Annotated in this window: 15 protein-coding genes; 9 read left to right on the plus strand and 6 right to left on the minus strand. The window is 63.8% G+C overall.

Annotated elements, in window-relative coordinates; translation table 11 throughout:
- The first annotated feature begins 13 nt into the window (after positions 1 to 13).
- The 5 genes from zwf (at position 14) to L5849_RS12930 (ending at position 5586) form a co-directional block, all read left to right on the plus strand.
- Positions 14 to 1456 carry a glucose-6-phosphate dehydrogenase gene (gene zwf, locus L5849_RS12910; RefSeq protein WP_236925919.1) on the plus strand — a complete coding sequence of 481 codons (1443 nt, stop codon included), beginning with the start codon at positions 14 to 16 and terminating at the stop codon, positions 1454 to 1456.
- Positions 1446 to 3263, plus strand: coding sequence for a phosphogluconate dehydratase (edd, locus tag L5849_RS12915; RefSeq protein WP_236925920.1), 1818 nt, complete (start codon positions 1446 to 1448; stop codon positions 3261 to 3263). Before zwf ends, edd begins: the two co-directional genes overlap by 11 nt.
- 2 nt (positions 3264 to 3265) lie before the next feature.
- Positions 3266 to 4237 carry a glucokinase gene (gene glk, locus L5849_RS12920; RefSeq protein WP_236925921.1) on the plus strand — a complete coding sequence of 324 codons (972 nt, stop codon included), beginning with the start codon at positions 3266 to 3268 and terminating at the stop codon, positions 4235 to 4237.
- Positions 4234 to 4845, plus strand: a complete 612-nt coding sequence (eda, locus tag L5849_RS12925) for a bifunctional 4-hydroxy-2-oxoglutarate aldolase/2-dehydro-3-deoxy-phosphogluconate aldolase (RefSeq protein ID WP_236925923.1) — start codon at positions 4234 to 4236, stop codon at positions 4843 to 4845. Before glk ends, eda begins: the two co-directional genes overlap by 4 nt.
- Positions 4846 to 4929: 84 nt before the next feature.
- Entirely contained in the window at positions 4930 to 5586 is a 657-nt protein-coding gene (locus L5849_RS12930; RefSeq protein ID WP_236925924.1) for a L,D-transpeptidase family protein, read from the plus strand.
- 6 nt (positions 5587 to 5592) lie between these two features.
- On the opposite strand, the gene tilS is transcribed toward L5849_RS12930, so the two are convergent.
- The 5 genes from tilS to L5849_RS12955 form a co-directional block, all read right to left on the minus strand.
- Complete coding sequence (tilS, locus tag L5849_RS12935; protein WP_368735741.1) at positions 5593 to 6543, minus strand: tRNA lysidine(34) synthetase TilS; 951 nt, start codon at positions 6541 to 6543, stop codon at positions 5593 to 5595.
- Entirely contained in the window at positions 6533 to 7438 is a 906-nt protein-coding gene (locus L5849_RS12940) for a hypothetical protein (RefSeq protein ID WP_236925926.1), read from the minus strand. Before L5849_RS12940 ends, tilS begins: the two co-directional genes overlap by 11 nt.
- Before the next feature lie 107 nt (positions 7439 to 7545).
- Positions 7546 to 8376 (minus strand): RodZ domain-containing protein, encoded by an 831-nt coding sequence (locus L5849_RS12945; RefSeq protein ID WP_236925927.1) that lies wholly within the window; start codon positions 8374 to 8376, stop codon positions 7546 to 7548.
- A gap of 141 nt (positions 8377 to 8517) precedes the next feature.
- Complete coding sequence (ptsP, locus tag L5849_RS12950) at positions 8518 to 10788, minus strand: phosphoenolpyruvate--protein phosphotransferase (protein WP_236925928.1); 2271 nt, start codon at positions 10786 to 10788, stop codon at positions 8518 to 8520.
- 71 nt (positions 10789 to 10859) lie between these two features.
- On the minus strand, positions 10860 to 11015 hold the full coding sequence (locus L5849_RS12955; protein ID WP_115416003.1) for a YdcH family protein: 156 nt from the start codon (positions 11013 to 11015) through the stop codon (positions 10860 to 10862).
- Positions 11016 to 11180: 165 nt separating this feature from the next.
- Here L5849_RS12955 and L5849_RS12960 point away from each other — a divergent pair, with 165 nt between their 5' ends.
- Together L5849_RS12960 and L5849_RS12965 are read left to right on the plus strand one after the other, a co-directional pair.
- Positions 11181 to 11390 carry a YdcH family protein gene (locus L5849_RS12960; RefSeq protein ID WP_115416002.1) on the plus strand — a complete coding sequence of 70 codons (210 nt, stop codon included), beginning with the start codon at positions 11181 to 11183 and terminating at the stop codon, positions 11388 to 11390.
- Positions 11391 to 11482: 92 nt separating this feature from the next.
- Positions 11483 to 11941, plus strand: coding sequence for a DUF1465 family protein (locus L5849_RS12965; protein ID WP_115416001.1), 459 nt, complete (start codon positions 11483 to 11485; stop codon positions 11939 to 11941).
- On the opposite strand, the gene L5849_RS12970 is transcribed toward L5849_RS12965, so the two are convergent.
- Entirely contained in the window at positions 11942 to 13405 is a 1464-nt protein-coding gene (locus L5849_RS12970) for a glycerol kinase (protein WP_236925929.1), read from the minus strand.
- Positions 13406 to 13524: 119 nt separating this feature from the next.
- Between L5849_RS12970 and L5849_RS12975 the strand changes: the two genes are divergently transcribed.
- Both L5849_RS12975 and L5849_RS12980 read left to right on the plus strand, forming a co-directional pair.
- Complete coding sequence (locus tag L5849_RS12975) at positions 13525 to 14397, plus strand: MBL fold metallo-hydrolase (RefSeq protein ID WP_115417798.1); 873 nt, start codon at positions 13525 to 13527, stop codon at positions 14395 to 14397.
- Positions 14382 to 15068 (plus strand): DUF4230 domain-containing protein, encoded by a 687-nt coding sequence (locus tag L5849_RS12980; protein WP_236925930.1) that lies wholly within the window; start codon positions 14382 to 14384, stop codon positions 15066 to 15068. The genes L5849_RS12975 and L5849_RS12980 overlap by 16 nt, the downstream gene beginning before the upstream one ends.
- Positions 15069 to 15091: the final 23 nt, after the last annotated feature.

Genomic DNA, 15091 nt, shown 5'->3' on the forward strand with positions numbered 1-15091 from the left:
CGTGGGCCACTGCATGAATATTACCGCGGACCGCCTCTTGCTGTTCGGAGCCACCGGCGATCTGGCGCAACGCATGCTGTTACCTTCCCTGTGCGCGCTGGACGCCGATGGGTTGCTGGAACCCGACCTCAGGGTGGTCGGAACTGCACGTTCGGAAATGACCACTGCGGCCTATCGCGATTTCGCACGTGCGGCGCTGGAAAAGTACCTTCCGGAAAACCGGCGCGGTGGTATCGCGCAATTTCTCGATCGGCTGAGCTATGTGCCCGTCGATGCGACCACGCTCGGGGGGTATGAGGCGCTGGCCGAGGAGGTGGGTGAATACGCCAAGGGTCTGGCGATCTTCCTGTCGACCGCACCCAGCCTGTTCGAGCCGACAATCGACGGTCTCGTCCATGCCGGGCTGACCGAGGGAAACGTCCGGATCGGGCTGGAAAAGCCGCTCGGCACCGATCTCGCCTCGAGCGAGGAAATCAATGACGCTGTAGCGAGAGCCTTCTCGGAAAACCGGATATTCCGGATCGATCATTATCTCGGCAAGGAAACGGTGCAGAATCTCCTGGCGCTGCGTTTCGCGAACCTGCTGTTCGAGCCGGTCTGGAACGCGACCTATATCGATCACGTCCAGATCACGGTTGCCGAGACGGTGGGCCTGGAATCGCGCATTGGCTATTACGACGACAGCGGGGCGCTGCGCGACATGGTCCAGAACCACATGTTGCAACTGCTTGCGCTGGTCGCGATGGAACCGCCCACCAGCTTCGATTCCACTGCGGTGCGCGACGAGAAGGTCAAGGTGCTGCGCGCTTTGCGCCCCGTTGCTAAGGAAGAGACAGTGACCGGCCAGTACCGTGCCGGGGCCGTGAACGGCGAGGCGGTTCCCGGCTATGACGAGGAACTGGGCAAGGACAGCGAGACCGAGACCTTCGTGGCGCTCAAGGCCCATGTCGACAACTGGCGCTGGAAGGGCGTGCCTTTCTACATGCGCACGGGCAAACGCCTGCCGGAGCGAGTGACCGAAATCGTGGTCCAGTTCCGCTGCATTCCGCATTCGATCTTTGCCGATCGCGGCGCGACTACCCGGCCCAACCGTCTGGTCATCGGGATCCAGCCCGAGGAAAACGTCCAGCTATCGATGATGGCAAAGGTGCCTGGCTTGGACCGCGAGGGCATTCGCCTGCGCCAGATTCCGCTCGACATCGCCATGCCGGACGCCTTTTCCGGTACCGTGCGGCGCATCGCCTACGAACGGCTGTTACTCGATCTGATCGAAGGCGATCAGACGCTGTTCGTCCGCCGCGACGAGGTGGAGGCACAGTGGGAATGGATCGATGCCATTCGCACCCTGTGGGAGGAGGAAGGCATCACGCCCAAATCCTATGGTGCAGGCAGCTGGGGGCCGAGCGCGGCGATTGCTCTGGCCGAACGCGACGGGGTGAGCTGGCATGACGAATAAACCGCTGAACGACACGATCCATCGGGTGACCCGGCGGGTAATCGAAAACTCGCGGCAAAGCCGCGCGAATTATCTCGACCTGATGGACCGCGAAGGAGACCGACAGGTCAATCGCGGTACGCTCTCTTGCTCGAATCTGGCCCATGCCTTTGCCGGGGCGGAGGAAGACCAGGCCGCAATCATGGCCGCCAAGGGGCCGAACCTTGGTGTGGTGACGGCCTATAACGACATGCTCTCGGCCCATCAGCCCTATCACCGTTATCCCGAGCTGATGAAGATCTGGGCGCGTGAGGTCGGGGCGACCGTCCAGGTAGCCGGCGGGACACCGGCAATGTGCGATGGTGTCACACAGGGCGAAGCAGGCATGGAGCTTTCGCTTTTCAGCCGCGACACGATCGCGCTTTCGACCGTCATCGCGCTGAGCCATTCCATGTATGACGGTGTCGCGCTTCTGGGCATTTGCGACAAGATCGTGCCCGGCCTGCTCATGGGCGCGCTGCGCTTCGGGCATTTGCCGGCGATCTTCGTGCCCTCCGGCCCCATGGGCACCGGTATCTCCAACAGGGAAAAGCAGCGTACCCGCCAGCTCTATGCCGAAGGCAAGGTCGGACGCGAGGAATTGCTCGCCAGCGAGATGGGCAGCTATCACTCGCCCGGCACCTGCACCTTCTACGGCACAGCCAATTCCAACCAGATGATGATGGAGATGATGGGCCTCCACGTTCCCGGTGCGGCCTTCATCCATCCGGGGGCCAAGCTCCGGCAGGAATTGAGCCGCGCGGCCACGCACCGTCTGGCCGCCATCGGCAAGCGGGGCGAGGATTTCCGCCCGCTTTCGCGTGTCGTCGACGAGAAAGCGATCGTGAACGCCGCCATCGGCCTTCTCGCCACGGGCGGATCGACCAATCATGCGATCCACATCCCCGCTATGGCACGGGCGGCAGGCATCGCGTTCGACTGGACCGATCTGTCGGAACTCTCGAGCGCGGTCCCGCTGGTCGCGCGGGTATATCCCAACGGGTCGGGGGATGTGAATCATTTCCACGAAGCGGGCGGCATGGGCTACGTCATCGGCACGCTGCTCGAAGAAGGCCTTGCCCACGCGGATATCCAGACCATCTGGGAAGGCGGGCTCGAGGCCTACAGCCGCGAACCGGGCATGGATGGCGATGCGCTCGCCTGGCGCGATCCCGGGCCATCGGGCGACACCACAATGCTGCGGCCTGCCTCCGATCCGTTCCAGCCCGATGGCGGCATGCGCCTCGTCGAAGGCAATTTGGGCCGCGCCTGCTTCAAATCCTCAGCGGTCGAGCGCGAGCGCTGGACCATCGAGGCGCCGTGCCGCGTGTTCGAGACCCAGCGCGATGTGAACGAGGCTTTCACCAAGGGCGAACTCGACCGCGACGTCGTGGTCGTCGTCCGTTTCCAAGGCCCGCGCGCCAATGGCATGCCCGAACTCCACAAACTGACCCCCGCGCTCGGCGTGCTGCAGGACCGCGGCTATAAGGTAGCCTTGGTAACCGATGGGCGCATGTCGGGCGCGTCCGGCAAGGTGCCCGCCGCGATCCACTGTACCCCGGAAGCATTGGGCGGCGGCCCGCTGTCCCGATTGCGGGATGGCGACCCTATACGTGTGTGCGCCGCCACCGGCGAGCTTTCGACGACGGCCGATCTCGGCAATCGTGAGGCCGCCCCCCAGCCCGAGACCGAAATGGGCATGGGGCGCGAGTTCTTCGCAATGTTCCGCCAGCATGCCGATGGCGCGGAACAGGGGGCCTCATCGATGTTGGCGATGGCGGGGCTGTGAACATGGAGATCGTCACCGTCGATATCGGCGGCACCCATGCACGTTTCGCGATTGCTACCGTGGCTCGCGATGGCACCATCATACTCGATGAACCCGACACATTGCACACCGAAGACCATGCGAGTTTTCAGACCGCATGGGAGAGTTTCCGTGAACGGAACGGGGGCACCCTTCCGCCCCGCGTTGCGATGGCCATAGCTGGCCGGGTCAACGATGATGTCATCCGTTTTACCAACAATCCATGGATCATCCGCCCAGCCCTGTTGAAGGAGAAGCTGGGCGTCGAACAATACTGCATTGTCAACGATTTCGAGGCGGTGGCCCATGCCGTAGCACGCGTCGGCGAAGACCAGTTCATCCATCTGACCGGCCCCGACAAACCTCTTGCCCCCACCGGTCGCCTCAGCGTGATTGGCCCCGGTACCGGCCTCGGGGTTGCGCACCTCTATCGCGAAACGGACGGGGCTTACCGCGTATCCGCCACCGAAGGCGGTCATATCGACTTTGCCCCGCTCGACCAGATCGACGACGCGATCCTTGCGCGCCTGCGCAAGCGCCACACGCGCGTCTCGGTGGAGCGGGTCGTGGCAGGCCCGGCCATATCGGACATTTATCAGACGCTTGCCGCGATGGAGGGCAAGCCGGTCGCCGAGGAAGACGATGTTGCCATCTGGACGCGCGGACAGGATGGCAGCGACAGTCTTGCCGCAGCAGCGGTAGATCGCTTCTGCATGTCGCTCGGCAGCGTCGCGGGCGACATCGCGCTTGCCCAGGGTGGCTTCGGCGGCGTCGTGATTGCCGGGGGGCTGGGTTACAGGATCCGGGAAACGCTGCTCAGATCGGGCTTTGCCGAGAGGTTCAAAGCCAAGGGGCGTTTCCGGGAACTGATGGCCTCGATCCCCGTCAAACTTATCACCCACCCGCAACCGGGCCTGTTCGGTGCCGCGGCGGCCTTCGTAAGAGAGCATAAATGACCATCGCCGATATCATGCAGACCGCCCCGGTAATTCCGGTCATCGTGGTGGACGAGGTGGAGCATGCCCGGCCGCTGGCCCGCGCTTTGGTGGCGGGCGGTCTGCCGGTGCTCGAAGTCACGCTGCGTACCCCGGTCGCCCTCGACGCCATCCGCGTTATGAGCGAGGTCGACGGCGCGATAGTCGGCGCCGGAACAGTGACCAATCAGCATGAGCTTGCCGAGGCAATCGATGCGGGAAGCCAGTTCATCGTCTCACCGGGCCTTACCGAACCGCTTGGCAAGGCGGCCATTCGCGCAGGCATTCCGTTCCTGCCTGGCATCGCGAATGCAGGCGACATCATGCGCGGGCTCGACCTTGGGCTGACCCATTTCAAGTTTTTTCCGGCAATGGCTGCTGGCGGCCTGCCCGCCTTGAAAGCCCTTGCCGCGCCCTTTAGCCAGTGCCGCTTCTGCCCGACCGGCGGCATCTCCCTCGCCGATGCGGGCGAGTGGCTGGCTCTCGATCCGGTGCTGTGTGTCGGGGGTAGCTGGGTCGCTCCTCGCGGGCCGGTGAACGAAAAAAACGTCGAAGCGCTGGCGCGGGAAGCTGCCGCTTTGGCCGGTTAGCTCCCGTCGTCCGGACAGTGCCGGTTCGAGACGGTTTCCAAGGTGAAACTGGAAAATTCACCATTGCAGGCGCATATTGGCCGCATGGACGTGATTCTGAAATGGATTGGTGGCGGAACCGTGGCAGCGGCGCTGGTGCTTGCAGGCATCGCCATCGGTGGCCGTGCAACGGCGGAAAACGACATGTCCGAGCCCGCCATCGAAGCGCCGACGCCCGTGTCGCAACCGGTTTTCGCCCACGGTGCGATCGCGGCTAAGGCAGCAGCCGATGCCAAGCGGCTTTATACGGTTCGCCGCGTCCTGCCGATCGACGGGCCGATAAAATATGGCGAATGGCATTGGGACGATGAGAACGTTCCGGACGGCCCGCTACTGGTCACGGTCGATCTGCAGGCCCGTGTGATTTCGATATTCCGGGGCGGATACGAAATCGGCGCCGCAGCCGTCATGCTGGGTACCGATCAACACCCAACCCCCACCGGAGTCTTTCCGATCCTGTGGAAACAGAGGCATAATGTTTCGGAGAAATACGGCAATGCGCCAATGCCCTGGAGCATGTTCCTGACCAATGACGGGATTGCGATCCATGGGGGGAGCGAAGTGGAAAACGGGTATGCCAGCCATGGTTGTATCGGCGTTCCCGACGATATTGCGAAGCGTCTGTTCGCCATCGCCAAAGAGGGCGACCGTGTCGTGATCACCGACGGCAAGCGGATGGGTATGGGCGATAGCATCATCTGATCGCGCTCAACCCGACCGGCGCGGCGGCTCGGGCGAGCAGGCGTACACATCCTGCTGTTTCTCGATCAATATACCGGCAATATTGCCGCGTCTGTCGAGCGTTTTGAGGAAGCCGGCGACTTCCCCACGCGACACGGTCTGCCCGAAGCCCGAAATGGCGCGTGCCACGAGGCGCGACGACACATCGATCGAATCCGCGATCGGTACGGCAATATGTCCGTCGGTCACTGTGACTTCGCTATCCCACAACTGATCCGCAATCGATGCGAGCGCGCGCTCGGTCTCTTCGAGATGGGCAGCGGAGCGTGCGAGGGCGAGCGGGTCGATCCAGTCCGCCTTTTCGAGTTCGCGCCTTATTCTCACACGCTCGAAGCTCTCGTCGCGGTTGCTGGGATCGTCGGCGAAAGGGGTGCCCGTCCCGCGCAGGATGGCGCGCAGCTCCTCCCTGCGGAACTGCAAAAGGGGGCGGATCACGGGAACGGGACATCCCTCGATCATCGTCGACGAACGAATTCCGGCCAGACCAGCCAGCCCGCTGCCTCTGTTGAGCCGCATCAGCAGCGTTTCGGCTTGGTCGTCGGCATGATGAGCGGTGGCGATGGCCGCCAGTTGCCGGTCGCGAGCCCACTGACCAAGAGCGGCATAGCGGGCCGAACGCGCGCGGTCCTGCAGGTTCCCCTCGGCCACTGTTACCTTGAGGATATGGCACGCGATGCCCCGCTCCTCGCATGTGCGCGCCACGAGCGCGCATTCCTCACCGGCTTCGGGCCGCAGGCCGTGATCGACCGTTGCAACCTCGATCATACGGTCGAAAAAAGCATGGGCGAGAACCAGCAGCGCCATGCTATCCGCCCCGCCCGATACCGCCAGCCCGAGCTGGCCATCGGGCCTATGCGCGCGAAAACCGGCTTCGAACCGCGCGAGAACAGCTTGGTCTAACTGCTCCTCAATCGCAATTCACCTTGGCACGGCTGGCCTCATACTGACCTTGCAGGCGGCCCGCAGCGAGCGCCGGATAGGTCTCGGAGAATTCGGCCAGGGCAATGCAGGCCCGGCGAGTATCGTCCAGCGCAATCATCGCCTCGGCAAGATAGAGCAGGCTGTCGCCCGCCCGCGCCCCGGTTTTGTCTTCCTGATAATTCTTGAGGAACCAGGGGGCGGCTTCCTTTGCCTTGCCATCGTCCAGATAGGCTCGGCCCAGAAGGTTGCGTCCGTACGTCGTGCGCCAGTGTCCGGGGTTCTGCTCGACGAACAGCGTAAGCTGCTGCTGCGCCTCGGGATAGAAGCCCGCATTCCAGAGACGATAACCATAGGAATATTCATCGTCCGCCGGATCGTCGGTCTGGGGCTTGGCGATCGACTGGACTGCGGCAAGGCGCTCGTCGCTCGGGCCGGAAATCTCCGCCGCCAGCGAGCGCGAGGCGCCGGGTACTTCCTCGCCCCCACCCGTACTGACCGCGACCGGTTCCGGATTGCCGACACCGCCGCCTTCCAGCGCATCGATCCGCTCGGTAAGCAATCGGATCGTATTCGCATTCTCCTCGTTCTGCGCGGTCTGGCGCTGAAGCTGCGTCTCGAGCGCATCGAGCCGTGCGAGGATATCGGTCACCGCCGTGGTCGAGGAACCCGACACGGTCGACCGCACCGAGGGCTGCGCGCTGATCTCGGGTTCGAAGAAGCGCCCGTCCCCGCCAGGAAAAACCTTGCGCTGCAAGGCTCGCACTTCGGCTTCGAGGCGCCGCAGGCGCGCCTCGTCATTGCCATCTTGCGGTAGCGCCGGCGTCGAGGCGGCGAGCAAGGCAAACCCCGCTCCGAGAAAGGACAGGTTGCGGGCGAAGGATCCGAACGTCATCGGGGGAGGCTCCTCGTGGGATATCCGTATGTTGCGAGAGTGCCCTAGCCTCGCGAATCTGTCGAGGCCATGAAGCAGGCTTATCCCCTTCCGGGGGGACGGTGCGATCAGCCGCCGCTACTGCTCTCGGTTTCGCGAGCGGCTCGATCATCGGTTCGCGCCAGCAGCGCTTCCGCCGTTACCGGCACATCCCTGATAATCTCGTCATCTTCCGAGAGCTTGGGAACGGGGCGTCCGCCGATCGTTATCGCCAGGGCATAGGGACGGCCGGTCCAGACCTGCGGCCCTTCGGCGTCCGGGGGCACCGTGAAACTGTCGCCCTCCGCCATCTGCGCTTCGTAGAGGCGTTCACCATTGGCATCGTAGAATTTGACCCATGTGCCGTCCATCTCGCTAGTAAACACCACCGGTCCGGACGCGGCAGGGGCTTCGGGGCGCTGCGAAGCCTCACCCCCGTCTTGCTGGTCGAGGGCTACCTGTTCCTGCGGCTGGCTCAGCGGAGCAGGCCCCATCCCCGGGGCGAAATAGCTGTTATAGAAGGCGTATATCCCGCCCAATAAAAGCACTGCGGCGAACAGCGCGAACCATGCAAGACCACGCCCCGGCACACGCGCAGGATCCCCGGGTTCGAACTTGGCGGGGCCGACGCCGTTCTCGTCGCCTTCCGCCAATTCCTCGCGGACCTGTTCGACGATCTCTCGCTCGTCGAGCCCGACCAGACGCGCATAGGTGCGCGAAAATCCAACCGCATAGGTGCGCGCCGGCAGATCGGCCAGCGACCCATTCTCGATCGTCAGCAGATGCCGCTGGGGAATACGGGTTTCCGCCGCCACCTGGGCGATATCCAGCCCCGCCGCTTCGCGTGCGCGCCTCAGTCTTGCGCCAACCCGATCGGGTTCTTCCCGCTGGTCCTGCTCGTGATTGTCTTCCTCGCTCATGCGATCCCCGAATAATGCGATCCCGCGGTTCCCCCGCCTCTGGTCTTGACAGCGGACAAGCGACACGGCCGACCTTCTGTCAAGATCGCAGTATAACACATTAAACGCGTACCGACGAAGAGAGGCGGTTTCGCGACGAAATCAATCGAGATCGATATCGTGTTGGGCCGCCCAGCGCTGAAGCTCCGCGCGCATATCGCCCGGCGGCGTAGCCAGCCAACGAGTCATCTGCTGCGTCAGTTCGTTGAGATCCACCTTGCGGACCAGTTCCTTGATCGGACCCACTGCCGCCGGCGTGATCGAAAGACGCCGGTAGCCGATGCCGAGAAGCGCCAGCGCCTCGAGCCTGCGCCCGCCCATTTCGCCGCATACGCCCAGCCTGACATTCTGCCCCACAAGCGACTGCGCGACCCGCGCCAGGAAGCGCAAAATAGCAGGGCTCAACCAATCATACCGTTCGGCCAGCTTGGGGTTGGCCCGATCGGCGGCAAAGAGGAATTGCGTGAGGTCGTTGGTGCCGACCGAAATGAACGAGAGCTTGGGAGCGAGAATGTCGAGGGCATCGGCCAGCGCCGGTACTTCGAGCATGCATCCATATTCGATCGTTTCGGGCACCAGCTTGCGCCGCTCGCGCAGGAACCGGAGCTGGTCTTCGAACACCTGCTTTCCGGCATCGAATTCCCACGGTTCGCTCACCATCGGGAACATGACCGAAAGCGAACGGCCCCCGGCCGCTTCCAGCAATGCGCGCGCCTGCGCCTTCAGCAGGCCTTCCCGCTCTAACGACAGGCGCAAGGCGCGCCAGCCCATGGCCGGGTTCTCGTCGCGCTCGCCCACCGCGCTATCGAGATAGGGAACTGCCTTGTCCCCGCCGATATCGACGGTGCGGAATACCACCGGCTTGTCCCCTGCGGCGTCGAGCACATCACGGTAAAGCCGCAACTGACGGTCGCGCTGCGGAAGCGTGGAAGAGACGAGGAATTGGAACTCGGTTCGAAATAGCCCCACGCCATCCGCGCCGCTCATCGCCAGCGCGCTCATATCGTCGCGCAGGCCTGCATTCATCATTACCGTGATGCGGGTGCCGTCGCGCGTGAAAGGTTCGACATCGCGCAATTCGGCATAGGTCGCCTGCTTCTCGCGCGTTTTTGCGAAACGCGTTGCAAAGGCGTCGACCACCTGCTGCGTCGGGCGCAGCGTGACAGTGCCCTCGACTGCATCGAGAATGACCTCGTCGCCTTCCGCGACGCGGGTGCGGATGCCGGATACCCGCCCCAGTACCGGCACGCCCATCGCGCGGGCGACGATGACGACATGGGCGGTGAGCGAGCCCTCTTCGAGAACCACGCCCTTGAGCCGCCGCCGGTCGTATTCGAGCAGTTCGGCCGGGCCGAGATTGCGGGCGAACAGGATCGTGTCGCGCCTCAGGCCCTGCGTTGCCGCAGTGCCCAACTGGCCGGATACGATCCGGAGCAGGCGGTTGGACAGATCCTCCAGATCGTGCATCCGGTCGGCCAGCAGCGGGTCGTCGATCTCGCGCATCCGCATACGGGTGCGCTGCTGCACGCGTTCGATCGCCGCCTCGGCGGTCAACCCGCTATCGATCGCCTCGTTGATCCGGCGGCTCCACCCTTCGTCATAGGCGAACATCTTGTAGGTTTCGAGCACTTCGACATGCTCGCCACCCTTACCGAATTCCGGTTCCTTGCCGAGCGCGTCGATCTGGTCGCGCATCTTGTCGAAAGCGCGATAGACGCGTTGCCGTTCGGCCTCGATATCCTCCGCCACGACCTGGTCGATCTCGATGCGCGGCTGGTGGAATACCGCCCGCCCGGCCGCGAGGCCCTTCACCAAGGTCAATCCCTGTAGCACATCGTTTTCGATATGCGCGATTTCGAGATCGATCTGCCCTTCCTCGTCGACAAGTTCCTTGTGCGCGATAAGTTCGGACAGCACCATGGCAGTGGTCTGCAGCGCCTCGATCTCCACATCCTCGTATCGGCGCGGCTCGACATGCTGGACGCACAACACGCCGACTGCCCGTTCGCGGTAGACGATCGGCACACCGGCGAAGGAATGGAATTTTTCCTCGCCGGTCTCCGGGCGATAGGCGAAGTCCGGGTGCGCCTTGGCCTCGGCCAGATTGAGCGTTTCGATATTCTGCGCGATCGTGCCTGCCAGACCCTCGCCGATCGCCAGCCGAGTTACGTGAACCGCTTCGGGATTGAGGCCCTGCGTGGCGTAAAGCTCCAGCGCGCCCTCGCGCAGCAGGTAGATCGAGCAAACTTCGCTCGTCAGGCTCTCGGCAATGATCTCTACCACCCGGTCGAGCTTGTGCTGGGCATGGGTGCGCCCGGCCATGACCTCGTGCAGGCGGGTGAGTATCTGGCGTGCTGAAGATGCGGCTGACATAGCCGCTGCCTATACCAAATTCGTTGGCAGGCGGAAGCGGGACGCGTAGTCCCGCCCCCTGATAGCCAAGTTTAGCAGGAAGCGAGTTCTTCCTTGATAAGGAGCTTTTGCTTCTTGATCTGCTGGATCATCGCGATGTCGGGCGCCGGTCGGGTTTGCTCTTCGTGCAGGCGGGCCTCGAGACCGGCGTGCTTGGCTTTGAGCGCATCGACATGGGATGATTGCATCGGATTGTCTCCTTGACGGTTGTGCGACCTCAGGAGCGACTCGTGCGCAGGTGCGGCACGGGCCGCAGAACAAGTATCAAACCACAGGATTGATAATTTACAAAGAGCCTTGTTGAAGGCATGCGACGAAACGGTCGAACGAGGCGATTTTCCGGAAAGGCCGGCGTGAACGAACAGGAACTGCGCAAAAGGCTGGCATCGCTGCGCAGCGAGCACCGCGATCTCGACGTGGCAATCGCGGCGCTGGCGGATGCCGGTGCGCAAAGCGGTTTCGTCGACCAGTTGCAGATGGCCCGGCTGAAGAAGCGTAAGCTTGCGCTCAAGGACCGGATAGCAGCCATCGAGGATGTTCTGCTGCCGGATATCATCGCGTGAAATCGGCCTCTTGAGGCCTGGCGCGTATCAGCGCGGCACAAGTGTGGTTAATTCGCTGGCGGCAAGCGAGGCGGAGGCGTAATTGCCTTTTCATGCCAGCTCGCGACATCAACGAAGAAATCATCGAGGATCTCTATTCGGAAGCCCTCGTGCTCGCGGACGATGCGCGCGCGGCCTTCGATTTGCGGTTTCGGGACGATGTGTCCCATGTCGGAGACCTCACGCGGGTAGCGCTTTCGATCGAGGGGCTGCGCACGACCACACGATTGATGCATATCCTCGCCTGGCTGCTCAACCAGCGCGCCTACCGCGCCGGGGAGCTTTCCGAACGGCAGCTCGAGCGATGTGGAACCTTGCCAGTGGAACGCGAGCCGGACCCTGACAATCTCGCGCGGCTGGAGCCCGAGACCCGTTCTTTGATCGAGGAGAGCGAAAGGCTGCACGCGAGGGTCGCCCGCCTCGATCGGGACTGGCGCCGCGAAAGGCAGGGGGGCGATATGCCGGTCGCATCGCTCCAGGACCGGATCGCGCAGGCCTTCGCCCCAGCCTGATCACACCGCCGCCAGCGCCTTTGCATATCGCGCAAGACGGGCTTCGCGCACCTCGATCCCCATGTCGGGCTCGAACACGCTTGCCTTCCCGCGCATCGCTCGCGCCGCGGATTCGAGAGTGTCGTGCATACCGCAGCCGACCGCGGCAAGGATAGCCGCGCCGAGCGCGGTCGTTTCGATGAAATCGGGTCGTTCGACCGGCAGATCGAGAATATCGGCCAGATCCTGCGCCATCCAGTCATTCGCGCTCATCCCCCCATCGATCCTCAGACGCGACCAGGGCGCGCCATCGGCATCGAAAGCGCTGGCAAGATCGTGGGTCTGGTGCGCCATCGCCTCCAGCGCAGCGCGGGCGATTTGCGCGCGCCCGCTGGCGAAGCTGAGGCCCGAAATCACGCCGCGCGCATCGGGCAGCCAGTGCGGTGCGCCAAGCCCGGCCAGCGCAGGCACGATCACCACTTCGCCGCTATCTTCGATCGAGCGGGCCAGCTCCTCGGTCTCCGCGGCATTGCCTATCAGCCCGAGCTGGTCGCGAAGATACTGCACGAGGCTGCCCGCGACGAAACACGCGCCTTCAATGGCATAGGTCCGCGTGCCGTTCTCCTGGTAAAGCACGGTGCCGAGCAGGCGATGGTCCGAATGCGGGATATCCCGCCCCTTATTGGTCAGCACGAACGCGCCGGTGCCATAGGTCGCCTTGGTCTCGCCGAACGCAAGGCATCCCTGGCCGATCGTCGCCGACTGCTGATCGCCCGCAAGGCCGCAGATCGGGATCGCCGCGCCGAGCAGGTCGGCGTCGCATTCGGCCAGCCGTCCATGCGTATCGACCACTTCGGGCAGCGTGGCACGCGGTACGCCGAACAGTTCGCACATATCCTCGTCGAACTGCGCCCCGTCGAGCGCCAGCAGCAGCGTGCGGCTGGCATTGCTCGCATCGCTCAGATGCGCGCCGCCCGACAGTTTGAACACCAGCCAGCTTTCGACCGTGCCGAAAGCCAGCGTTCCCTGTGCTGCGGCAGCGCGCACGCCTTCGTCATGGTCGAGCAGCCAGCGCATCTTGGTGCCCGAGAAATAGGGATCGAGCAGCAGGCCGGTCCGCTTCTGAACCTCGGCTTCGTGACCGTATTCCTTCATGCCCGCGCAGAATTCCGCTGTCCGCCGATCCTGCCATACTATCGCGCGCGTCAGCGGCTCGCCGCTGGTTCGGTCCCACGCGACCACGGTTTCGCGCTGATTGGTGATACCGATCGCGGCGATGCGTCCGGCATCCCCGCCCACGACCTCGCGCGCGCAGGCGAGCGTCTTGTCCCAGATCTCGGCCGCGTCGTGTTCGACCCAGCCGGGCTTCGGATAATGCTGCGTAAGGTCCTTCTGCGCGACCGCTTCCACCGTTCCATCGGGTGCGAAAGTCATCGCCCGGGTGGAAGTGGTACCGGCATCGAGGACGAGTATGTGTTCTCCCATGCGGCTCTTCTGCCGCTCGGCTCGATCCGATGCAACGCCCTGCTGAAAGCAGAACTCGACCGGCCCGGGCACAATCTGTCTCGACTTCGCGCGATCCGAACCTCTAGAGTTGTATGGCAATGGCTGGAATTCCTCCCAAACCGTGGCCGACCGGCAAGGCGATGCAGCTCGAACCGCTGGTCCGCCGCGTGCTCGCTCCCAATCCGTCGCCCTATACCTTCACCGGAACGCAGACTTATATCGTCGGGCTCGGTGATGGCTGCGCGGTGATCGATCCCGGACCGGACGAGAAAGAGCATCTGCTCGCGCTCGATGCGGCGATCGGCGAGGAACATGTCTGTGCGATCATGTGCACGCATACGCATCGCGACCACTCGCCGGCCGCGAAGACGCTGGCGGCCAGGACCGGCGCGGCCATCGTCGGCTGCGCGCCGCTGGTGATCGACAGCAACCTGCCGCGTTCCGATGAGGCTTTCGACCCGACCTATGAGCCCGACCGGGTGATGGAGGACGGCGAACGAATGACCGGCCCCGGCTGGACGCTGACCGCCGTGGCGACGCCCGGTCATGTCTCCAACCATCTGTGCTTCGCCCTGGAGGAGAGCGGCGCGCTGTTTACCGGCGATCATGTGATGGGCTGGTCGACCAGCGTGGTGATCCCGCCCGATGGCGACATGGGCGATTATATGAAGAGCCTCGACAAGCTCTATGCGCGCGAGGATCGGGTTTTCTATCCCGCGCATGGCGAAGCGGTCGAAAAACCGCGCCAACTGGTGCGCGGCATGATCGGCCACCGCCGCCAGCGCGAGAACCAGATCGTGCGCCATCTTGCCGAAGGACCGCATGAGGCGGCCGATTTCGTGCCCAAAATGTACAAGGGGCTCGACCCCAAACTGCACAAGGCAGCCGAGATGTCGGTCACCGCGCATCTGATCGATCTGGAACAGCGCGGCCTCGTCGCCCGTTCGGGCGATGTATGGCAGACGATCTGAAGACCGAGACACCCGAAATCCAACCCGAGGTTCGGCGCGAGCAGCCGCTCGCTCGCATCCAGGCGGTGCCGTGGCTGATCGTGATCGTGCTGCTGGCCGCTGTCGCCTGGCTCGGCTGGCGGGCCTTCTTCTATCAGGAAGAGGGCGATCCGGTGGGCAGCGCGATGCTGGCCTTCGAAAAACAGAATTCGCTGACTGTCTTTTCGTCCCGCTTCGAAGTCGTCGCGGAAAGCGTCGACCGGCGCGGCGTACTCAATCTCGACCTGCTGGAAAGCCGTCAGGCGGCGATCATCCCGGCGACGGTCGAATACCGCCTCGACCTGTCCAGCATGGACCGCGACCGTTTCGCCTGGGACGAGGAGCGCGAGGAACTGACCGTGATCCTGCCGCCGCTGCGGATTTCGCGCCCCAATCTCGACGAAGCCGCGCAGAAGACCTTTACCGAGGGCACCTATGTCAGCCGCGATGCGAGCGCGGATCTGGCGCGCAACAATTCGCAGCAGGCCGAGCGCAAGGCCGCCGAATTCGCCAAGAACCCGCAGGTTCTCGCGCTTGCCCGGCAAGCGGCAAAGGATGCGGTGCGGCAGAACCTCGCCATCCCGATGCAGGTCGCGGGCTATGGCGACGTGTCGGTCGAGGTGCGCTTCGACGGGGAGCCCGCGCCCGAGTGATTTGACCTTGTCCCGGCGCCGCT

The organism is Erythrobacter sp. SN021 (assembly GCF_021864455.1).